This window comes from uncultured Dokdonia sp., assembly GCF_947492535.1.
Lineage (GTDB): Bacteria > Bacteroidota > Bacteroidia > Flavobacteriales > Flavobacteriaceae > Dokdonia.
Map to the genome: position 1 here is coordinate 86,300 of NZ_CANLNH010000017.1, position 22,315 is coordinate 108,614.

The window sequence follows — 22,315 nt, forward strand, 5'->3', positions numbered from 1 at the left end:
TTGTTTTTTTATTACTCAGAAATTACTTTAATCATTTTTTTGACATCTTCAGCAGTAGCTCTTGCGACACGTATGTCTTCATCTACGATTGTAACATGTCCCATTTTTCGAAAGGGACGTGTTTCCTTTTTTCCATAAATATGAGCGGTAACACCATCCATTTGCATGATGTTTTCAATATTTTTATACTGCACTTGTCCTTGATAATTTTCTTCTCCTACGAGGTTTACCATCACAGAGGCAACTTTACTCGCTGTCTTTCCTAAAGGTAAATCTAAAATAGCTCGTACATGTTGCTCAAACTGATTAGTATAACTTCCCTCTATACTATAGTGTCCACTATTATGAGGTCTTGGTGCTACTTCATTTACCAAGATATCATCCTCTTTAGTTTGAAACATTTCGACAGCTAGTAAACCTACGTGTTCAAACGCCTTTGATACTTTTTCTGCAACAGCTCTTGCTTTTTGTGCAACCTGCTCATCAATACGAGCTGGACAAATCACATATTCTACCTGATTTGCTTCTGGATGAAATTCCATCTCGACAACGGGATAGGTAGTTACTTCTCCAGAAGGATTCCGAGCAACAATGACTGCGAGCTCATTTTTAAAAGGAATCATTTCTTCAGCAATACAAGGTACTTCTGGTAATTTTTCCAAATCCTGAGCACTTCTAATAACAGAAACACCTTTCCCATCATAGCCGCCTGTGCATGATTTCCATACAAAAGGATAGGAAGGAGCATCTTCTAAAATAGCATGTGCAGAAGCGTATCTTTTAAAAGGTGCTGTTGGAATATCTTGATCTGCATAAAATTGTTTTTGAACACCCTTATCCTGAATCTTACGTAACGTATCTGCAGATGGATATACAGTTAACCCTTCTTTTTCTAATGTCTCAAGAGCAGCTACATTTACAGACTCTATTTCGAAGGTAAGTACATCTACTTTGCGTCCAAAAGCTACAACAGTATCATAGTCCATAAGACTCCCTTGTTCAAAATAATTACATGCAATTTTTGAAGGAGCTTCAGCACTAGGGTCTAATACATAGGTCTGAATATCATATTTTCGAGTGTCATAAAGCATCATTTTGCCTAGTTGACCACCACCTAAAATACCTAATTTGAATTGTGAAGAAAAATAGTTTTTCATAAAGAGTACGCTCTCAACAGCGTTGAGGTTTATGCTGAGCTTGCCGAAGTACGACAAGCATAAAAATTTAAAACTCAAAAATACAAAAACCTCGTTTCTATACCTCAGAATTTAGATGCTTTTCACAAGTTTGCGTATTATAGAATCCGAATTTGTGATTTGTCCTTTTCTGGTGGTATCTTTGCGCCTTTGTAAAATACTATGAAAACTGTACAATTACACGAACTTACCTTTGAAGAATGTATCTCAAAAACCGAGGTACAGCAAGCCGTAAATGGTGTTGCAGTGCGTATCAATGATGCGTATAGTGATAGAAGGCCTGTATTTCTTACAGTGCTTAATGGTGCCTTTCTTTTTGCTGCAGAACTTATTAAAAAGTTTGATGGAGAGTGTGAGATGAGCTTTATTAAAGTAGCAAGTTACGATGGATTAAAGCAGAGTGATGAGGTTTTTACCGTCATGGGAGCAGAGCCTTCTCTAAAAGGACGCGACGTCGTAGTGATAGAAGATATCGTAGATTCTGGTAATACCATAGAGACGATTATAGAGATTCTTGAACAAGAAGAAGTTGCTTCTTTTAAAATAGCCACCTTATTTTACAAACCAGAAGCCTATACAAAACCGTATACAATCGATTATGTAGGCTTAGAAATTGCCAATGATTTTGTTGTTGGATTCGGACTAGACTATAAAGGGCTAGGACGTAATCTTACTGCTATTTATAAACTTAAACAATCACACATGAAGAACCTTGTTTTATTCGGCCCTCCAGGTGCTGGAAAAGGAACACAAGCTGATGTATTAAAAGAAAAATACAATCTAGTACATATCTCTACAGGAGATGTATTTAGATACAATATAAAAAATGCTACCGAATTAGGGACTTTAGCAAAATCATATATGGATAAAGGACAATTAGTACCTGATACCGTAACGATAGATATGTTAAATGCAGAAGTAGAAAAGAATCCAAATGCCAATGGATTTATTTTTGATGGTTTTCCTAGAACAGAAGCGCAAGCCGATGCTTTAGCGACTTTACTTGCTTCAAAAAATACTGAAGTTGCTGCGATGGTCGCTTTAGAAGTAGATGATGAAGTATTAGTGCAACGCCTTTTAGAAAGAGGAAAAACATCAGGTAGAGCAGATGATGCAGATGAAGCTGTGATTCGTAATCGTATCAACGTATATTATGCAGAAACGGCTATTTTAAAAGGGTTTTACGAGAAACAAAACAAGTATTTTGGAGTAGACGGTGTAGGAAGTATAGAAGAAATTACAGCACGTTTAAGTACTGTGATTGATACGTTATAAGAATATATATTCCCTAGTAAATTATAGGGCTTAGTACGCTTTCGCGAAAGCGTATAAAGAAGGCGTACAACTGATAAATATAAATTGTGATTCGGGATCAAATTCCCGCCTACGCGAGAAGTAAGAAAAATGACTGAAGGAAATTTTGTTGATTATGTAAAGATTCACGTGACCTCTGGAAACGGTGGAGCAGGTTCTGCGCATTTACATAGAGAAAAGTTTATAGAAAAAGGAGGCCCAGACGGAGGTGATGGTGGTCGCGGAGGACACATTATCATAAAAGGTAATAAAAACCTTTGGACATTACTACATCTCAAATTTAAACGTCATTTACGCGCAGGACATGGAGGGAATGGTGCAAAATCTAGATCTACAGGGCATGATGGTCAAGATGAGTATATCGAAGTGCCTTTAGGTACAACGCTTAGAGATACAGAAACGGATAAAGTGATTTTCGAAATCACAGAAGATGGTCAGGAATTCATTGCCGCCGAAGGCGGAATGGGAGGACGTGGTAACTGGCATTTTAAAAGTAGTACCAATCAAACACCACGGTATGCACAATCAGGTATAGATGGTTATGAAGTACAGCTTACACTAGAATTAAAAGTACTCGCAGATGTAGGATTGGTAGGATATCCAAATGTTGGGAAATCTACATTACTTGCAGCGATTACTGCGGCAAAACCAAAAATAGCCAACTATGAGTTTACTACATTAAAACCAAATCTCGGAATTGTACAATACAGAGATTTTAGATCTTTTGTGATGGCAGATATTCCCGGGATTATAGAAGGTGCCGCCGAAGGAAAAGGGATAGGACATCGATTTTTACGTCATATAGAACGTAATTCTACCTTACTCTTTATGATTCCTGCAGATGCCGATAGCATCTCAGATCAATATGATGTATTACTTCACGAATTACAAAAATACAATCCAGAAATGCTGGATAAATCCCGTCTAATTGCAATCACAAAAAGTGATATGCTGGATGACGAACTTACAGCAGAACTTTCTGAAGAGTTAGATAGAGAATTACCAATTCCTTATTTATTTATTTCTTCTGTAGCACAGCAAGGTCTTGTCGAATTGAAAGATGCGCTTTGGAAGATGTTAAATGAAGAATAGTTAAGAAATTATAAAATACAATATAACTTAATTCATTTTGTTTACATTTAAATAAAATACGTATATAATGCGAGTATTATTTTTAATATGTATAGCCATTTTTATAACGAGTTGCGGTACTACCTATGTAGAGTATGATTATGATGAAAAAGCCTCTTTTGATTCGTATAAAACGTATCAATATGACTTACGCGAACCAACCGGGTTTTCAGAATTTGACGAGCGACGCTTTATAAAATTTACAGATAGTATTCTTGAGTCAAAAGGATATACCCGAACCGATTATAATAGTTTGTCTATCCTAATACAGGCCTCAGAGTATGAAACATCCTCTAGAAATACCATAGGTGTTGGCCTAGGTGGAGGAGGAGGAAATGTAGGTGTTGGAGTAAGTGGTGGAATTCCTATTGGTGGACGTGAGCAACACCAACAAATTACCTTAGAATTTTACGATATGGACCATGGAGGAACGCTTGTATGGCAGGCAATAAGCGAAAGTGATGTAAAGGTGAAAGCAACTCCAAACCAAAGAGATGCATACTTTAAAAAACTAGTAGAAAAAATCTTTAAAAAATATCCTCCAAAATCTTAATTCTAATAGAAACAAGCTTGGCATTATTTTCGTATATATTTGCAAAAATTACAAATCCTATGAAGTGGATACTTTTCTTACTATTCCCTATCTGTAGTTTTGCGCAGGGAAGTACTTCTGATTCCGCTTTCGCGAAAGCAGAAACCTATTTCAATAATAAAAAGTATACACAAGCCGAACCTATTTTTCAATCCTATCTGAAACAACACCCGAATGATTTTAAAACATTAGAGTATTTAGGTGATATTTATGGTTATGCCGAAGATTGGGATGAAGCCATAGATTATTATGAAAAGCTCGTAGAATTAGCTCCTAAAGTAGCTAACTATCATTATAAATATGGAGGCGTGTTAGGAATGAAAGCACTTGCTATAAATAAAGTAAGAGCTTTAGGGTTAATAGGAGATATTAAAGAAGCTTTTATCACAGCAACCGAATTAGATCCTACACATATAGAAGCTCGATGGGCATTAGTCGAATTTTATATTCAATTACCAGGCATCATAGGAGGAAGTGAAAGTAAAGCAAAACGATATGCAAATGAGCTCTCTAAACTATCTCCGGTAGATGGATACCTTGCCCATGGATATATTGCTGAATATAACGATAGACCTAAAGACGCAGAATATAATTACAAAAAAGCGGTTGAAGTTGGAGGCTCTGTCGTTTGCTATACAAAATTGTATGAGCATTATGAGAAAAATAAAGCTCCAAATAAAGCATTAGAAGTACTCGATGAAGCCCGTAAAAAGTATAATTCTGAAAATAGATTACATTATCAATTAGGTAAAATAGCGGGACAGTATGGAATAGGTCTTGACCAAGGAATAGAGTGTCTAGATAAATATATAATGAATTATTCTCCAGCAGATGGTGTCCCTAAAGACTGGGCATATTATAGACTTGCTCAGATTTATAGACATAAAATGGAAAAACAAAAGGCTGAAGTATGGATCTCAAAAGCCTTAGAAGATCGTCCAGATTTTAAAGAAGCACTAGCCGAAAAAAGAATTATAGAATCCCTTTAACCTAATAAATACGGATTGATATCAAGTATGTTCTCTGTAATATACTGATCAATAAATGTTGAGGTAAGATGTTCGCTTCCTACTAGTTTATTTTCCTGTAATATTGTTTTTATATCTAAATGCTTATAGCTTTTTAGATAGGGAATTGATAATGGTTCGTAACTATAATGCCATGGTTCATAGTTAAACCCTTTGCGATCAGTTCTATCCGTATACACCAAATAGAACCCAAAAGAATTTGCATGTGTATCCATCCATTCTTTAAACTTACAGAAAGGGCCCGTACCATGAAATTTCGAAGGGACAAGAACATCTCCAGTTACTTTCGGAGTGCCGTCTATTAAATCTATATCTGTTCCCCAATGATGTCTGGAGGTGCCAGGAATGGTAGAGTACTCTATAATTTTTTGAATAGCTTGAATAGGGGAGAGTCCGCTTTCGCGAAAGCGGTTATATTTACGCTCCCAAATCCTATTTTGATGTGCGTAATCTCTATAGCTGGACACAACCTTAATTTGGATTTTATCTTTTAAAGCAGCGGCTTTTAGTTGTTCAAATGCAACAGCAGCATCTGGACGTAATTTATACCCTGTTCCTGAGGTTAATAAGGGACTCCCTTTTCCTAATAATTCATCTTCTGAAATTTGGACCCTTGTCGCAGATGCATATAATTGGAAGGGAAGGGTAGTGGCTACTCCACCTAATATGACTGTTTTTGTAAATGTTCTACGATTCATTCAAGTTCTTTTTTCATTAAATAATGCGGCCCTATTAATGGAATATCAAATTCAGGACCAATGGTTTCATATCCTAAATTTTTATAAAAGGAAACGGCTATAATTCTAGCATTAAACCATAGTAAGGTACAATCTCTTTCTCTAAGTATTTCTTCACCTTTTTTTAATAAGAGTTCAGCAATTCCTCTTCTTCTGTATTCAGGCAATACCGCCATGCCTCTTAGCCGGTGTTGTTTTCCAGAAAATTGAGGTTTTGAATCTTCCATGAATGAAGCAACACCTATAATAGCTTCTTTATGAAAAATACCTACGTGAAATGTAGATTCTTTTTCATCGGCTTCCATATATACGTCTTCAAGTGGTCTTCCTTTTCTTAATACAGGGTGACGCACTGGCCAAGTTTCTTCTGCTGTAATTTGCTTTAGATTGTAATCAGGGTTGTTTATACGATATAATTTGGCGGGGAGTCCGTCGTAGTCAAAATCTTTTAAAAAATGCATATTACATTTTTTAATAACACCATGTGAGGCTATATTATCTATATGCGCATGCGCAACGATAAAAGGGTATTTTAAAGTGTTAAAAGCATAGGCTATAACTGCTTTTGCGCTTTCTGTTGCATATCCATGATTCCAATAACATCTATAAAAACGAAAACCTACATCTATCACTCGATCTTTAGAATGATATTTTAAACCGCACCATCCTAGAAATTCTTGATCAGATTTGCGAATAACGGCCCAACGACCAATGCCTGTTTTTTTATAAGCATCATACGTTTCTATAAATGTATGTGCTTCATCAACATCCTTAAAAAGGGTGTCTCCAGTATATTTTATGACTTCAGGATCACCATTCATTTGAAAGAAATGGATGCCGTCCCCTTTTTTAAATTCGCGTAAGAATAATCTATCGGTTTGTATAACAATACTGTCCACAAATGGTATCTATTTGTTTTGCTTTAAAAATAGAAAGAAACGAGTAAGTTACCTAAAGAAATAGCTACATGGACTTATTTTAAAAGATTAAATAAACATAAGTAGTAGATTAAGGAAAATTATGAGGAATAAATTTTTTCTATTTAAAAAACATATTTATATTTGCCACCGCTTAACCAGCGGGAGTAGCTCAGCTGGTAGAGCGTCAGCCTTCCAAGCTGAATGTCGCCGGTTCGAACCCGGTCTCCCGCTCAAAAAAACCTCATAGAAATATGAGGTTTTTTTCTTTTATGTAAATAGGGTTAAAATTTATTGCGTGTAGAGACTCTTCGTTTAGTATTTAACCGGTTCTTTATATATTACTTCGACTGGCTCAGTATAGCATTTCGCGAAAGCGTATTTTTAAAAATCGATACGACTACCTTCCTTAATTTCATAAGGAGTTTTATCTTTTTCAAAGATGCGTGCTGTAGGATTTCCTTTAAGTTGTATTATTTGGTCTTGTACATCGAGCCAACTTCCTTCTCTTAATCCTACTACAGGAAGTGTGTTATGGACATGGAATTCTTTAATTCTCATTTCGCGAGTTTCTCCCATATGTGTACTTCCTTCAATAGGATCTAAGTAGTGCGGATTAATGTTAAAGGGTAGTGCACCTATGGTTTTAAAACTTGGTGGGTATATAATAGGCATGTCATTAGTGGTTTGCATGGTGAGTCCGCAAATGTTACTGCCTGCACTAGTGCCTAAATAAGGGGTGCCTTCAAATATTTTTTTTCGCAAAATTGGAAGTACGTTTGTTTTATATAATTGGTTTACAAGTACAAATGTATTACCTCCACCGGTGAAGATACCTTCGGCATTTTCTATAGCTTCTGTCGGATTTTCATATGTATGTACGCCTATTATTTTTTTGTCAATCTTCTTAAAAGCTTTAGATGCAATTTCTGTATACTGGTCATGAGAAATACCTCCAGGCCTTGCATAAGGAATAAAAACAATGGTTTTTACTTTTTCGAAAAGAATTTCTAATTCTGGTAAAAGATATTCTAGATAACCACTTCCGTGTATGGTAGAAGTACTGGCTATAATAAGTTTTTTAGGCATGGGTATTTGATTTTTTTAAAAGTAGCTATTCATCTTCAATTAACAAAAGTTTATATACGTATTAAGTTTTTCATGACATACGAAAATGTTTCTTTGAAGGAACTAAATAATGTATGTATAAAGCACTATTCCTTTTTCTATTATTTACAAGTGTTACTGTTTTTTCTCAGGAAACTATTATTCTGAGAGGGAACGTGCTGAATGATACTATTGAGAAAGCTTCCTTGAGTGTTGTGAATTTAAATTTACATAAAGGTGCAATCACTAATGATGCAGGTGTTTTTGAAATTCCTGCACGTTTGCATGATACTATACATATAAGCGCCGTTCAATATGAGTTTAGGGAGTTTATAGTTACTGAGAAAATTTATAATCAGAAAAAAGTTTCTTTATACCTAATTCCAAAAATTACTGAGCTGGATGAAGTACAATTAAGTAATAGACTTTTGTCGGGTAACTTAGAAAAAGATGCTAGTGATTCTTCTTTGGATACACAGTTAGCGCTTGTGAAAAATATGAGCGACAAAGGATTACTTAAGGATGTGAAAGTTCCTACAAAAGAAGAACGTAGGTTACATACGGCTACTACAGGAACAAATGGAAAGGCTGCATTTAGCCCTATAGGGTTCGTTGTTCCGCTCCCTTTACTTATTAATACTATAAATGGAAAAACAAAACGCTTAAAAAAGCATATCGCTGTCTTAGAATATCAAGAACAAATAGAAAATGTTTTGAATCGTTTTCCTGATTCTATGTTGGTAACATATTTGAAAATGCCTAAAGAACAATTGGAAGATTTTGTGTTTTATGCTTTAAGAGATGAAAAGAAGTTGAAAAAAGTCGATGTTGATAACCCTATACTATTTTTAGATTATTTGTATGAGAAATCTATTTCTTATAAAGCATTAAGAGGTAAAGAATTGTCAATAAAAAATAAAACTAGTAATGAATAGTCAAAGTTGTTTTTTACTGCTATTTCTTCTTACTTCTTGTATCTTGATAGGTCAAGAAACAGTATTGCTTAGAGGGCAAATTCTTAATGACTCTATAGAGAGAGCTTCACTTACCGTAGTTAATGTTTCATTAAAGAAAGGTGCTATCACAAATGCAGATGGTATTTTTGAAATCCCTGCTCATGTAGATGACACGATTCATATAAGTGCTGTTCAATATGAATCAAGACAGTTTGTAGTGACTCAGAAAATGTATGACCGAAAACGTATGTCTTTATATTTAGTACCAAAAATTAATCAATTAGACGAAGTTGAGATTAGTAACATTGATCTTACAGGAGATTTACGTAGAGATATTTTAAATACGCCTCTTAAAAGTACGCTTACAGCTACAGATCTTGGTCTTCCATTAAATAAACATGCTCCCTTCACACCAGAAGAACGAAGAGTGTATAGTGCTAATCCAGCAGGCGCAGGTGCTTTTGGAGCACTCATCATGGCAATAAATGGACAAGCAAAGCAATATAAAAAACAATTAGAGGTGATGCGTTTTCAAATCAAAGTTGGAAAAGCTCGTTCAACGTTTTCAGATACACTTTACAGGAAGTCTTTGCATATACCTGAAAATCTTATTGAAGATTTTGTGTATTTTGTTTTTGAAGAGAAAAAAGCAGAGGGAAAGGATGGCACAGAGAATGCAATAGAATTATTGGATTATATGCTTGCAAAATCTAAAAAATACTTAGTTTTAAAAGAAAAAGAAGGAGTACTCATTAAGAAAAAAGAACATGAATAAGATTATAAAATTTAGTATAGTATGTTTTCTTTTAATTGGTTCTAGTGCATATGCGCAAAGAGCGATACAATTAGAAGGTCAGGTTCTTAATGATACTATTGATAAAGCACAACTTACGGTGGTTAATATTTCTTTAAAGAAAGGTACGACTACAGATGCTAATGGTATTTTTAAAATAGAAGCACGCGTTAATGATACGATTAATATTAGTGCTGTTCAATATGAATCAAGACAATTTGTAGTGAATGAAACGATGTATAATCGAAAAAAAATATCCCTATATCTTATTCCAAAAGTTACAGAATTAGAAACTGTGGAGATTAGTAATATAGATCTTACGGGAGATTTGAATAAAGATATTCGTTCTACTAAATTTAAAAAAGAAGTAACAGCTAAAGAACTTGGTATACCTGAAAATACAGCACCTAAGCGCACCATAGAAGAGCGACGATATTATACAGCGATTACTAGTGGATCAGGTATTCCGTTAGATGGCCTTATTAATTCGATTACGGGGAGACTTAAAATGCTCAAAAAACATATTGAGGTATCGCGATTTGAAAAATTAGTACAAGAGAGTCGTTATCGTATTTCGGATACGGTGTACATGAAAAATCTAAATATTCCCGAAGAACTTATAGAAGATTTTGTGTATTATGTATTTGAAGATACCCATGCAAAAGAGCTTGTAGATGCTAATAATGCACTGGGACTTTTAGAGTTTATGATGCAAAAATCTAAGCCTTATATTGAGTTAAAAGAAAGTGAAAAAGAATAACGGCATATTTTTTGGAAACAATAAAGGCATACCTTTGTTTAAAAAATCATAGTACGCTTTCGCGAAAGCGTATACAACTACATATCATGAAAAGAATAGTCGGAATTACCTCAGTTATTTGCTTGTTTTTATGTTCCTCTTTTACTGTACATAAATATTATTTAAGTGTAACAGATATGGAGTACAATGAAAAGGAAGCATCTTTACAAATGATTACACGTCTTTTTTATGATGACTTAGAAGATGTTCTTCGTGAGCGTTATGATGAGACCATTATTGTAGACGCTACATCAGATCAAAAGACGCTAGATGGATATATTAAAAAATACCTACAAAAGAAAATCAAAGTTACTGTTAATGGAGAAGATAAGGTCCTTTCTTATCTAGGGAAAGAGTATGAAGATGACTATGTGGTTTGCTATATAGAAATCACTGATGTGCCATCTATTCAACGTATTGAAATAGAGAATACATTGCTTATGGATGCATTTGAAGAACAGAAGAATATGGTTCATACTGACATACTTGGAAAAAAGAAAAGTTTGTTGCTTGTGGATGGTAATGCCAAAGCTGTGTTAAACTTTTCTGAATAGATTCCTAAAAAACTTGGGGTTTGGCTATTTTAGAGCCTTAATTTAATTATAACAAACTATGATTCGTTTTAAATACGCATTATGCGCAATGCTATTCCTATGTGTTTCTATGGGATACGCTCAAGAAGAAGAGCGTCAAGGAGGCCATGAAAATGGAAATAAATTCAGACAGCTTTACAATGAGATGTCTACCCCAAATTCTTATCGTACTGCCTCTGGAGCACCAGGGCATGAATATTACCAAAACGAAGCAGATTATAAAATGAGTATTCAGTTGGATGATACAAATCAACGTATCACTGGATATGAAACGATTACCTATAAAAATAATTCACCGGATGATTTAGAGTATATCTGGGTACAATTAGATCAAAATATTAGAGCACAAGATTCACCAGCTAAAGATAAAAATGGTGGAGGCGTAGGTGCTGTGAGTCAGCCAGGTTCTTTTGTGTCTACGTATATGACAGAAGGTTTTGATGGTGGATTTAATATAAATAAAGTTTCTGCAAATGGAAGACCTCTCAAGCATACAATTAATTTTACGATGATGCGTGTAGATATGCCAGAAGTTTTAAAATCTGGTGATTCTTTTGAATTTTCTATTCAGTGGGATTATAATATTCCTGATCATACTGTAAATAGAGCTCGTTCTGGATATGAAACCTATAAAGATGGAAATAAAGGGTATATCATTGCTCAGTTTTTCCCTAGAATGGCTGTATATAATGATGTAGAAGGGTGGCAAAATTACCAGTTCTGGGGTAATGGAGAATTTGCATTGCCATTTGGAGATTATGAAGTAGATATTACTGTTCCTGCAGATCACTTACTAGATGGTACAGGAGAGATTACAAATTTAAAAGACGTATACAGTAAAGAAGAATACAAGCGATGGGAGAGAGCAACAAAATCATTTGATGCTCCTGTTATCATTCGTACACAAGCTGAAGCAGAACAGATTGCTGCGGGGAGTTCAACAAAGACAAAAACATGGAAGCTTAAAGCAGAAAACGTACGTGACTTTGCATTTACATCTTCTCGTAGATATATTATGGATGCGCAAGCAGTTCGTTTCCCAGAGCGCAATGTCATGGCAATTTCTATTTACCCACCAGAAGGAAATCCATTATGGGAAGAGTATTCTACAAAAGCAGTAGTGCAAACATTAGAAACGTATTCTAAGTTTACATTTGATTATCCGTATCCTAAAGCGATCTCTGTACACGCACAAGGACAAGGAATGGAATACCCAATGATTTGTTGGAATTATGGACGTCCTAATGAAGATGGTACGTATAGCGATCGTACAAAATATGGTATGATCTCGGTAATTATACATGAAGTAGGGCATAACTATTTTCCAATGATTGTAAATAGTGATGAACGTCAGTGGGGATGGATGGATGAAGGTTTAGATACCTTTATGCAATATCTTACAGAACAAGAATTTGGAGAAAAATTTCCAGAAGCTATAGGAGATAATAAAGCATATCCATCACGTAGAGGAGCGCCTTCAAGAATTGTAAATTACATGAAAGGGAATCAAGATTTTATTTCTCCTATCATGTCAAACCCTGAAAATGTATATCAATTAGGAAATAACGCTTATGGAAAACCAGCAACAGCGTTGAATATCTTAAGAGAAACTATCATGGGACCAGAGCTATTTGATCATGCATTTAAAACCTACGCACAACGATGGATGTTTAAACACCCAACGCCAGAAGATTTCTTTAGAACAATGGAAGATGCATCTGCAGTAGATTTAGATTGGTACTGGAGAGGATGGTTTTACAGTACAGAAAGTGTAGATATTGGTGTGAAAGAAGTAAAATCATACTATATCACTGATAAAGTGACTAAGGAAGGAAAAGAACGATTAGCTCGTTTTGGAATTACAGATCCAAGTACGATAAAAGCGGTATATGTGGTAGATGAAGATAGTGAGGATTTTGATCCAGCACTTAAAGGAAAATCTATGTTAGAAAACTCGGCGACACTTAAAGAATATCTTATGGATAACTTTACGCCAGAAGAGCGTGCTAATATAAAAGAACCTAAGCATCTTTATAAAATTGTTTTTGAAAAACCAGGTGGAATTCCAATGCCTATTATTGTAGAGTATGAATATGCAGATGGAACAAAAAAGAAAGTTACATATCCTGCTCAAATCTGGCGTAAAAATGATAGCGAAGTAAGTAAAGCTATTGCATCAGATAAAGAGATTGTAAAAGTAACGATAGATCCAGATTTAGAAACAGCAGATATTGATACAGCCAATAACAGCTGGCCTAAGGCTAAAAAGATAGGTAAGTTTGAGAAATTCAAAGAGAATGTAAAAGGATAGTCCTTTCTATATTTTAAAACTTTATATCAATAAACGCCAACTATTTTAGTTGGCGTTTATTTTTACGTCAAAAACAGCTACTAATATATACGCTACAACACATAACAATTGCTATCTTTGTACTATGATTACACTTCCTTTATTTATAAGCGGAACTGAAATTGCTTTCATTATTTTTATAGTGATTATGGTTTTTGGTGCAGATAAAGTTCCTGAGATTGCCAGAGGTCTTGGTAAAGGAATGCGCACACTAAAAGACGCAACCAACGATATCAAAACTGAAATCACTAAGAGTGCCGAAAAACAAGGTATTGATATTGATGTGACTAAAGATATTAAGAAGGAGATTGAAAAGGCAAAGGAAGATATTAATGATATTACAGGTCCTATTAAACGTCAGCTTTAATGGATCAAATTCTTGATTGGGATAAAGAGCTTTTTCTATACCTTAACGGACTTAGTACTGGGAATTGGGATTATTTCTGGGTAACGATTACTAAAATAGAAAATTGGATTCCACTTTATATCCTTTTCTTTATATTATATTGGAAAAAGCTTCCGCGAAAAAAAGCACTGTTTGCCACCCTAGCTACCTTAGCTATTATGGGGGTTACTTTAGGTATAACAACGCTTGTAAAGAATTATGTAACAAGAATACGACCAAGTAATGAACCTGATCTTAAAGGGATCGTAAGAGTCTTGCAAGAAGCTACTGATTTTAGTTTTTTTTCAGGACATTCTGCAGTTTCATTTGCAGTCTCCATTTTTGTTATACTCGTTTTAAAAGAACATACCAAATGGATCTGGCTCATTCTTATATGGCCACTACTTTTTGCACTTAGTAGAATTTTTGTAGGTGTGCATTATCCAGGAGATTTACTCATTGGAGCCCTAGTGGGTACTCTATTAGCTATTATTTCTAGAAGATTTCTTCGCACTATCCTATAAATAAAATAGTATGATAAAAAGGGTATTCTTTCTTTTGTAAGAATATTCCATACATCAACTATATGTATGTAATATCTAGTTATTCGTAATTAAAATTGATTATTTCTGTATGATTGTTAATCAATTAGCATTTATTTTACGAAATTAATACTATGCATGCATAATGATTGTGAAATTTTAGTATATTAGAACCATAACTAATTAACCAAAAACCATGAAAAAAACACTAGCTATTATTGCAGGGGCTTCTCTGCTTATTTTTTCTTCTTGTACCCGTGATGAAGATGTTTTATCTCCGATTACAGAAGAAAACGTAGTACTTGTAGAACAGGAGTCTGATGAATTTTTAACGATTGAAGAGATAAACACTATAATAGATAAAAGCCTAAATGAAAAGGGAGCTTTTTCTTGGGATGATGTGCCTGCAAATGTATTGTGGAGCGCTGCGGTACACGGAAGAGAAATGATTACTGTTGGATATGGAAATAAAGGAGAAAGTTTTAGAGAGGGAAAGAGTAGTCGTTTAGAAGGAATACAAAATGATATACTTTTAACGGTAGCCGCTTCAGAATCACAAACAAAAAGTAATCTTAAATATGTTAGCGATGCTGTTCTTAATGTTATAGATATTCATGTAACAGGATTAGAAACCATTAGAGATTTAAAAGCGATGTCAAATATTAGGTACCTAGAACCTAACGGTTATTCTTATTTCACTAGTACGCCTGAGGTGACAGTTTCTACACAACAACGCTCCTCAAGTGGATGTGATATGTCAGGATCTAACTTGAATACAAATGATTATCGTACTATAGCACCAGGATCATTAGTTTCTTGGACCTTAGATAACCATAATGTTACACAAGCTTGGAATGAAAGTACAGGTGCAGGAGTTACGTTAGCAGTGATAGATACCGGAATTTCTCCTAACCAACCTTTATTAAGTCCTGGGAGTTCTGGTTTTGGAGATGGATATTCTATAAATAATCGTACGGTAGAAAAATACGGAACTTATATAGATTCGCCTTGGTGGTGGTCTAATAATATAGATGGGCCGAATGACAGATGTGGCCATGGTACTAGTATGATATCGGCGGCAACAGCACCTCGTAATAATGATAATAAACCTGTAGGAGTCGCATATGATGCAAACTTAGTTTCTTACAGAGGTACTGCTGATGTTTTACTTAATGATTATCATGAGCGTAAAGGAGTGTCAAACGCATTACGTGCGTTAGGAGATAGAAGTGATGTAAAGATAATATCAATGTCTATTGGTTATTTATGGACTATTAGAAATGTGAGAGATGCTGTGCGTTATGCACATAACAGAGGGAAATTAATTTTTGCAGCAGGTGGAACTTCAACAGAAATAACAAATGCATATCCTGTAATATTTCCTGCTAGCATGCCTGAGACTATTGCAGTAACAGGAGTTACAGATGCTAATAATTATAAGCGTTGTGATACGTGTCATAGTGGACCACAAATTGAATTCACTATTGTAATGGAACGTGATAACGATAATAGTAGAACAGCAGCTGTTCTTGGTTTTTATGGAGGCGATAATGATTATGTAGGCGGGTCTTCTGTGGCAACAGCTACTACAGCTGGAATTGCAGCATTGGTTTGGGCTAAATATCCTAATTGGAGTAGAACGCAAGTTCTTAATAGAATGAGGCAATCATCAGAGTTATATCCAAATAGGAGTAACGCATTTGGATACGGAAATATTGACGCTAATCAAGCGGTTCAATAGATTTGTTTTATAAGTGAAAAAATAGCCTCATATAATGGGGCTATTTTTAATTTTATAATATTCTATTTTTTAGTCATCGAACTCTACTTATGGTAAGTCCGTCTCTAATAGGGAGTAATACGGTTTCTATTCTTTTATCATCATTAAGTAGCTTATTATATTCTAATAGTACTTTTGTATCGATGTCTTTCTCTTTTAGAGTTTCAACTACTTTTCCGCTCCAAAGGACATTATCAGAAAGGATCACTCCTCCAGGATTCATTTTATCTATAACGACGTTAAAATAATTAATATAGTTACGTTTATCGGCATCTATAAAAACAAGGTCAAATGTGGTGTCTAATGTTGGAATGATATCTAATGCTTGCCCTAAGTGTTGTTGAATTTGATGTCCATAAGGAGAAGTGTCAAAATGCTTTTTTTGAAAATCAACCAATTCTTCTTTGATGTCAATAGTATGTAATAGTCCATCAATAGGTAATCCTTCAGCTAAACATAAAGCACTATAGCCCGTAAATGTTCCAATTTCTAGAATGGTTTTGGGCTTAATCAATTTTGAAATCATACTTAATACACGTCCTTGGTAGGGACCAGAAAGCATGCGCGGTTGTAATACTTTTTGATAGGTTTCTCTTGTGAGATTATTGAGATACGTTGGCTCTTGTGCAGAGTGCGCAACTACATATCCGTCTATATTTTCGGGCAGGAAGTGCATCTATTTAATTTTCGCGAAAGCGGAAATTTCATCCGCTTTATCACGTAGTGGTTTTATTGGTTATTAATTTCCCAGAATTCTTTTCTTAAAAGCTTTTTTCTTTTTTTCATCATCTCCATATAGCCATTGCACTACATTATCATCCCATATTTGATCGTATTCTGTAGCATTTATGATTTTTCTTTCTAAAGCAAGATCCAGAATTTTACCAGGATAACTACTTTGGGAATCACTTTCCATTTCTCCTAATGGATATGGATCATCCAGTCCCATAAGTACTTGTTTACTTCCTTGATTTTCGATCACTAATTTTAACGAATTCGTGTCATGCACTAAGGTGTCAAAAAAGATATTTGGGTGTCCGACAGATTTTCTAGGATGTTCTTTTCCTTCAAATAAATCAGGACGGCCATCAAATCCCTGAATACGTCTTCCTAAATTTATTTGAGCAAGCTGTCCTCCATGCGCAAAACATACACGCATACCAGGATATTTATTTGCATATCCATTTAGGGTTAAAAAATGATAGGCATCTGCGCATTGTGCTAGCATCCATATCAAGTGAAAACGCCAGTTTGTATTTTCTAGTTTTATGAATTTTTCTCCATCATATGGATGAACTTCTACTGCGAGATTATACTTGCTAGCTAGCTCAAAAATAGGTTCATTCTCTTCATCAAAAATACAACGCCATGTTCCAATTGTATCCATATAATGCGTAGGAAGACACAATAAATCCATACCTAATACTTCTACACAACGTTCTATTTCCCATAAAGCCCCACGTACAAATCCAGGGTGTACTACAAAACCTGTTGTAAATTTAGAGGGGTGTTCTTTTTGTACACGAGCGTTAAAATCATTCTGAAATTTTAAGGCTTGCTTCATCTCTTCTAAGCGGAGTCCATTACCATATAGTTGAGAAAGATTAAGAACTACTGCATGATCTACGTTATTACGTTCCATCCATTCTAACTTCTCATGCAAGAAAAAACTAGAGTCTGTAACTGGGCGACTCCAATTTTTTTGGAGCATGAATTTTCGGTCTTTATCCACCCAAAAAATCCCTTTGTCTTTCATAAATTGAGGAATCTCTTCAGGATAGGGTAATAAATGTGAATGTCCGTTAATGCGTATTTTTTTCATATATATTTTCTGCCAAAGCAGAAATGGTGTTAGTTAGTAGTTTATAAAAATACAAAATGTAAAGTGAGGAGATGCGTTACAATGATTTTGTACGACCTCCATCTACAGGAACATTAATTCCATTAATATAACTTGCTTTTTCACTAGCTAAAAAAGTAATAGCATTTGCTACTTCTTCTGGTTGTGCAAAGCGTTTTGCAGGAGAAGCATTTTGCATTGTTGCCTCAATCTCTTCTATTGTTTTTCCTGTCTTTTTTGCTTTGTTCTGTATGATCTCTGAAAGACGTCCTGTAGCTGTAGCGCCAGGTAATACATTGTTTACAGTGATGCCAAAGGCACCTAATTCATTAGCTAATGTTTTACTCCAATTGGCAACAGCGCCTCGTATGGTATTACTTACGCCAAGACCATCAAGAGGTTGTTTTACAGACGTCGAAATCACATTGATAATTCTTCCGTAGCCGAGTTCTTTCATGCCAGGAATGACCGTTTGTACCAAAAGATGATTGGTTTGTAAATGTTGTGTAAACGCTTTCGCGAAAGCAGACACATCTGCATCTACAATAGCGCCACCAGGAGGGCCTCCCGTATTATTTACGAGTATATGATATTGATTTTTAGTGTTAACAACTGCCTGTGCTACTTGTTGCGGATTTGTAAAATCAGCAATTACATAGGAATGTGTTTGAGATCCGTTATTTGAAAGTTCAGAAAGTGTACTTTTTAACTTGTCTTCATTACGAGCAACAAGTGTAATATTTGCACCTTCTTGTGCAAGTACTAAAGCAGTAGCTTTTCCAATACCAGCGGTACTTCCACAAACTAATGCATTTTTATGGGTAAGATTTAAATTCATATGTAACAGAAATAAGATGAGTATACTTATATGTTGTATGTTTTGTAAATGTAAAGGTATATGAATCTTTAATTGAATTAAAACTATATTTTCGTAAATCAAAAAATTAAATTATCAATATGCGTTATTTTATACTTATTACATTCTTCATTTTTATAAACTCAATAGGATATAGTCAAAGTACTTATTTTAATGTGGAGGAAACAGCTCCTTTTAAAGATATAAAAAAGGGAAGTAATCTCCTTGGAGTACATCAATTTGATAATGGAGAAGCTGTTCTTATACGCGCAATTAAAAAGGACTATGTAGTAAGTGCTTTTGATGCATCTCATAACCTTATTGCTAATATCAAACTAGAAACGTCAAAAAAAGAAACTATTATAGGTAGTGTAGCTACCGAAGGACTTGTAAGGGTATTTACTTCAGATAAAGTTGATAAAAAAAATATAGATGTGTATTGTCGTACATATTTTCTCTCTTCTAAAAGAATAGAAAAGGTAAAACTATATTCAAAAGAAACAGGAAAGCGCCGTAAGACAAGTATTTTTACATTATTTAACCCAATTCCTAGAAAGTATGAAGAAAACTTTAGAGTATCTCCTAATGGTGAATATATAGCGTTTTCTATAGATAATGTAAATTCAAAAACAACAAGTTCTCTTATAAAAGTATTTGATAAAAGTCTTACAGAAATGTACGAAAGAGAGTATGTCAAAGAAACTGAAAACTTATATAGATTTGATGATTTTATAATAACTGATGAGGCAGAAATTTTAACAGCCGGGAAGTTATATAAAGATGGTTTTAAGGATAAGAAAAAAGGAAAAGCAAATTATGAATATGTACTTCATAAAGTGTCTGAAGATGATCATTCATATAAAACCATCGATTTAGGTGAAAATTTTATTCAAGAAGTACGATTTGCTCAAACCGATAATGCTATTCGATTATTAGGGTTCTATTCAGAAAAGAATTCCTTTAGAATGAAAGGAGGAATCTCTTATGTGTTTAATGGCACAGATATAACAAATGTCACTCCTAAAGTTACTCCTTTTCCAAAATCAATATATAATGATTTGTACAGTGAAGCAGCAGCTGAACGTCGTAAAAAGAAAGAAAAAGAATTTAGAAGTTATTATTTAGATTACACGATTATAGATGAAGAAGATAATGCCTATTTAACAGCCGAACAGTTTTATATTACTCAACATACAGTTAATAATGGTCCTAATGGCGGGTTTACAACAATTACAACATATCATTATGATAATATTCTTGCTATAAAGTTTGATAAAGAAGGAAACTTGGTTTGGGGTAGGAGTATACTTAAAAAGTCAAATTCACCTTCTTATAATGCATTTGCTGTAGATGGAAAGTTGCATATTCTTTTAAATACAGGGAAGAATATTAAAGAAAAATCAAATGGTAGAAAAAAAGTCAAAAAGGGTTGGTTAGAGAAATCGGCATTATTTGATATTGTATTTGATGAGCAAGGAGGAGAGACCTATCAAATGATTAAAGAAAATGATGGCCGTAAAGATTTTTATAGTCCTTCTAGTGGGAATTATGATTATAATACTTTTATTATGGCTAACCTTTCTAAGAATAAAAGACAATTTTTAATACTTAGCAAAAAGTAGTTTACATTTTCTATTGACTATAGACTGGCGAAGAGTGAGTGATGCAATTAAAAATTAATTTAACTATACTTTATACATACATTTTTAGGTTCTGTAAAAAAGCGTAATGCTTCAAAACCACCTTCACGACCTACGCCACTGGCTTTTACACCACCAAATGGTGTACGTAAGTCACGCATCATCCATGTGTTCACCCATACAATACCTGCTTGTATTTGGTTGCTCATTCTCATGGTTCGGTCTATATCTTTAGTCCATAGGGTAGCGGAGAGGCCATAGGTAACATCATTTGCGTATTCAAGTACTTCTGCTTCGGTATCAAATGGCATGATAGTCACAACAGGGCCAAAAATCTCTTCTTGGTTGAGTTTACAGCGATTGCTTTGTACTTCTATTACCGTAGGTTCTAGGTAGTACCCTTCTTCATATTCAGGAATAGTTACTTGGTTTCCTCCGCATAGAATTGTACCGCCATCTTCAGGCGCTTGTGTTATATAAGATTGTACTTTTTCTAAATGTGATTTAGATACTAATGCCCCTAAGTTCGCTTTCGCGGAAGCGGGATGTGCAACAACCAACTCTTTTACGCGTGCCACAAAATCTTTTTTAAACCTATCATATAATGGGCGTTCTACAAAAATACGACTGCCACATAAGCATATTTGCCCTTGATTTGCAAACGAAGAATGTAGCGTTGTTTTTAGCATACGGTCATAATCGCAATCTGCAAAAATGATATTCGGATTTTTCCCTCCTAATTCAAGTGATAATTTTTTAAACTTAGGAGCACACGTACGAGCAATGTGTTCTCCTGTTTTTGTGCCTCCAGTAAAACTAATCGCTTTAATATCTGGGTGCTCTAAAATGGCTTGTCCTGTCGTTGTTCCTAATCCTTGCATGATATTTAGTACACCAGGTGGTAAACCAGCTTCTGTACAAATCTCACCTAGGAGAAATGCAGTCATCGGGGTGACTTCAGAAGGTTTTGCGATGACGCAATTACCTGCTGCAATTGCAGGAGCAATTTTCCAAGTAAATAAATACAAAGGAAGATTCCACGGACTTATACATCCTACAACACCAATAGGTTTACGCAATGTAAAATTTATGGCTTGCAGTCCTACGCTCTCATGACTCTCGGATGCAAATTGTGTAATGGCATGCCCAAAAAACCGAAAGTTAGAAGCAGCTCTTGGGATATCTACAGCTTTAGCAAGTTTTACAGGTTTTCCATTATCTCGACTCTCAGCTTCGACAAGCTCTTGAAGTCTACTTTCTATACCTTCTGCAATTTTTAAAAGAATACGGCTACGTTCATCAATAGTAGTCGTAGACCATGTTTTAAATGCCGCTTTCGCGAAAGCTACCGCCTCCTCAATATCTTGTGCATTACTATTTGCAATCTTACTATATATCTTACCGGAAGCAGGTTCGTAGTTATCTATCCAATCATTTGATGCTGGATTTTTATAAATGCCGTTGGTATAATTTTGTATGATGATGTTGTTGTTGTGGGTATTCATAGACGGTTAAATTACAAATTTTAGATTTTGATATGAAACTTATTATTGAGTTTAGGAGTTTAGGAGTTTAGGAGTTTAGGGGTTTAGGGGTTTAGGAGTTTAGGGGTTTAGGGGTTTAGGGGTTTAGGGGTTTAGGGGTTTAGGAGTTTAGGGGTTTAGGGGTTTAGGGGTTTAGGGGTTTAGGAGTTTAGGAGTTTAGGAGTTTAGGAGTTTAGGAGTTTAGGAGTTTAGGAGTTTAGGAGTTTAGGAGTTTA

At 34.8% G+C, this 22,315-nt stretch carries 21 protein-coding genes and 1 tRNA gene; 14 read left to right on the top strand and 8 right to left on the bottom strand.

Annotated elements, in window-relative coordinates; all coding sequences use genetic code 11:
- Window positions 1-11: 11 nt before the first annotated feature.
- Window positions 12-1,157 carry a 5-(carboxyamino)imidazole ribonucleotide synthase gene (locus Q1A60_RS18605; RefSeq protein WP_299767798.1) on the bottom strand — a complete coding sequence of 382 codons (1,146 nt, stop codon included), beginning with the start codon at window positions 1,155-1,157 and terminating at the stop codon, window positions 12-14.
- Between the two features lie 201 nt (window positions 1,158-1,358).
- On the opposite strand from Q1A60_RS18605, the gene Q1A60_RS18610 reads away from it, so the two are divergent.
- The 4 genes from Q1A60_RS18610 (at window position 1,359) to Q1A60_RS18625 (ending at window position 5,222) form a co-directional block, all read left to right on the top strand.
- The gene (locus Q1A60_RS18610) at window positions 1,359-2,471 is read left to right on the top strand and encodes an adenylate kinase (RefSeq protein WP_299767796.1); all 1,113 of its coding nucleotides are present in this window, start codon (window positions 1,359-1,361) and stop codon (window positions 2,469-2,471) included.
- A gap of 129 nt (window positions 2,472-2,600) precedes the next feature.
- Window positions 2,601-3,602 (top strand): GTPase ObgE, encoded by a 1,002-nt coding sequence (gene obgE / locus Q1A60_RS18615; RefSeq protein WP_299767794.1) that lies wholly within the window; start codon window positions 2,601-2,603, stop codon window positions 3,600-3,602.
- 67 nt (window positions 3,603-3,669) lie between these two features.
- Window positions 3,670-4,194: a DUF4136 domain-containing protein gene (locus Q1A60_RS18620; RefSeq protein WP_299767792.1), complete on the top strand. Its 525-nt coding sequence runs from the start codon at window positions 3,670-3,672 to the stop codon at window positions 4,192-4,194.
- A gap of 59 nt (window positions 4,195-4,253) precedes the next feature.
- Window positions 4,254-5,222 carry a tetratricopeptide repeat protein gene (locus Q1A60_RS18625; RefSeq protein WP_299767790.1) on the top strand — a complete coding sequence of 323 codons (969 nt, stop codon included), beginning with the start codon at window positions 4,254-4,256 and terminating at the stop codon, window positions 5,220-5,222.
- On the opposite strand, the gene Q1A60_RS18630 is transcribed toward Q1A60_RS18625, so the two are convergent.
- Both Q1A60_RS18630 and Q1A60_RS18635 read right to left on the bottom strand, forming a co-directional pair.
- Window positions 5,219-5,959, bottom strand: coding sequence for a M15 family metallopeptidase (locus Q1A60_RS18630; protein WP_299767788.1), 741 nt, complete (start codon window positions 5,957-5,959; stop codon window positions 5,219-5,221). The genes Q1A60_RS18625 and Q1A60_RS18630 overlap by 4 nt on opposite strands.
- Window positions 5,956-6,897: a GNAT family N-acetyltransferase gene (locus Q1A60_RS18635; protein ID WP_299767787.1), complete on the bottom strand. Its 942-nt coding sequence runs from the start codon at window positions 6,895-6,897 to the stop codon at window positions 5,956-5,958. Before Q1A60_RS18635 ends, Q1A60_RS18630 begins: the two co-directional genes overlap by 4 nt.
- Window positions 6,898-7,076: 179 nt before the next feature.
- Here Q1A60_RS18635 and Q1A60_RS18640 point away from each other — a divergent pair.
- Window positions 7,077-7,149 (top strand) — tRNA-Gly (locus tag Q1A60_RS18640).
- A gap of 150 nt (window positions 7,150-7,299) precedes the next feature.
- Here the strand turns inward: Q1A60_RS18640 and pepE are convergent.
- Window positions 7,300-8,004, bottom strand: a complete 705-nt coding sequence (pepE, locus tag Q1A60_RS18645) for a dipeptidase PepE (protein WP_299767786.1) — start codon at window positions 8,002-8,004, stop codon at window positions 7,300-7,302.
- A gap of 233 nt (window positions 8,005-8,237) precedes the next feature.
- On the opposite strand from pepE, the gene Q1A60_RS18650 reads away from it, so the two are divergent.
- The 8 genes from Q1A60_RS18650 (at window position 8,238) to Q1A60_RS18685 (ending at window position 16,181) form a co-directional block, all read left to right on the top strand.
- Window positions 8,238-8,957, top strand: a complete 720-nt coding sequence (locus tag Q1A60_RS18650; RefSeq protein ID WP_300008188.1) for a hypothetical protein — start codon at window positions 8,238-8,240, stop codon at window positions 8,955-8,957.
- Window positions 8,950-9,753 carry a carboxypeptidase-like regulatory domain-containing protein gene (locus Q1A60_RS18655; protein WP_299767784.1) on the top strand — a complete coding sequence of 268 codons (804 nt, stop codon included), beginning with the start codon at window positions 8,950-8,952 and terminating at the stop codon, window positions 9,751-9,753. The genes Q1A60_RS18650 and Q1A60_RS18655 overlap by 8 nt, the downstream gene beginning before the upstream one ends.
- Window positions 9,746-10,531: a carboxypeptidase-like regulatory domain-containing protein gene (locus Q1A60_RS18660; protein WP_299767783.1), complete on the top strand. Its 786-nt coding sequence runs from the start codon at window positions 9,746-9,748 to the stop codon at window positions 10,529-10,531. Before Q1A60_RS18655 ends, Q1A60_RS18660 begins: the two co-directional genes overlap by 8 nt.
- An 86-nt stretch (window positions 10,532-10,617) precedes the next feature.
- Window positions 10,618-11,124 carry a DUF6702 family protein gene (locus Q1A60_RS18665; protein WP_299767781.1) on the top strand — a complete coding sequence of 169 codons (507 nt, stop codon included), beginning with the start codon at window positions 10,618-10,620 and terminating at the stop codon, window positions 11,122-11,124.
- A gap of 58 nt (window positions 11,125-11,182) precedes the next feature.
- Window positions 11,183-13,474, top strand: coding sequence for a M1 family metallopeptidase (locus tag Q1A60_RS18670; RefSeq protein ID WP_299767779.1), 2,292 nt, complete (start codon window positions 11,183-11,185; stop codon window positions 13,472-13,474).
- Window positions 13,475-13,598: 124 nt separating this feature from the next.
- On the top strand, window positions 13,599-13,880 hold the full coding sequence (locus tag Q1A60_RS18675; RefSeq protein ID WP_299767777.1) for a twin-arginine translocase TatA/TatE family subunit: 282 nt from the start codon (window positions 13,599-13,601) through the stop codon (window positions 13,878-13,880).
- Window positions 13,880-14,422, top strand: coding sequence for a phosphatase PAP2 family protein (locus tag Q1A60_RS18680; protein ID WP_299767775.1), 543 nt, complete (start codon window positions 13,880-13,882; stop codon window positions 14,420-14,422). Before Q1A60_RS18675 ends, Q1A60_RS18680 begins: the two co-directional genes overlap by 1 nt.
- Window positions 14,423-14,636: 214 nt before the next feature.
- Window positions 14,637-16,181 (top strand): S8 family serine peptidase, encoded by a 1,545-nt coding sequence (locus tag Q1A60_RS18685; RefSeq protein ID WP_299767773.1) that lies wholly within the window; start codon window positions 14,637-14,639, stop codon window positions 16,179-16,181.
- Between the two features lie 73 nt (window positions 16,182-16,254).
- Here Q1A60_RS18685 and Q1A60_RS18690 read toward each other — a convergent pair whose 3' ends face one another.
- The 3 genes from Q1A60_RS18690 to Q1A60_RS18700 all read right to left on the bottom strand — a co-directional run bounded on the left by Q1A60_RS18690 (window position 16,255) and on the right by Q1A60_RS18700 (window position 18,898).
- Complete coding sequence (locus Q1A60_RS18690; protein ID WP_299767771.1) at window positions 16,255-16,896, bottom strand: O-methyltransferase; 642 nt, start codon at window positions 16,894-16,896, stop codon at window positions 16,255-16,257.
- A 63-nt stretch (window positions 16,897-16,959) separates the two neighbouring features.
- Window positions 16,960-18,042: an amidohydrolase family protein gene (locus tag Q1A60_RS18695; RefSeq protein ID WP_299767769.1), complete on the bottom strand. Its 1,083-nt coding sequence runs from the start codon at window positions 18,040-18,042 to the stop codon at window positions 16,960-16,962.
- 76 nt (window positions 18,043-18,118) lie between these two features.
- Entirely contained in the window at window positions 18,119-18,898 is a 780-nt protein-coding gene (locus Q1A60_RS18700; RefSeq protein WP_299767767.1) for an SDR family oxidoreductase, read from the bottom strand.
- A 119-nt stretch (window positions 18,899-19,017) separates the two neighbouring features.
- Between Q1A60_RS18700 and Q1A60_RS18705 the strand changes: the two genes are divergently transcribed.
- Window positions 19,018-20,538, top strand: a complete 1,521-nt coding sequence (locus Q1A60_RS18705) for a hypothetical protein (RefSeq protein WP_299767765.1) — start codon at window positions 19,018-19,020, stop codon at window positions 20,536-20,538.
- A 59-nt stretch (window positions 20,539-20,597) separates the two neighbouring features.
- Here Q1A60_RS18705 and Q1A60_RS18710 read toward each other — a convergent pair whose 3' ends face one another.
- On the bottom strand, window positions 20,598-22,061 hold the full coding sequence (locus Q1A60_RS18710; protein WP_299767763.1) for an aldehyde dehydrogenase: 1,464 nt from the start codon (window positions 22,059-22,061) through the stop codon (window positions 20,598-20,600).
- Between the last annotated feature and the right edge of the window lie 254 nt (window positions 22,062-22,315).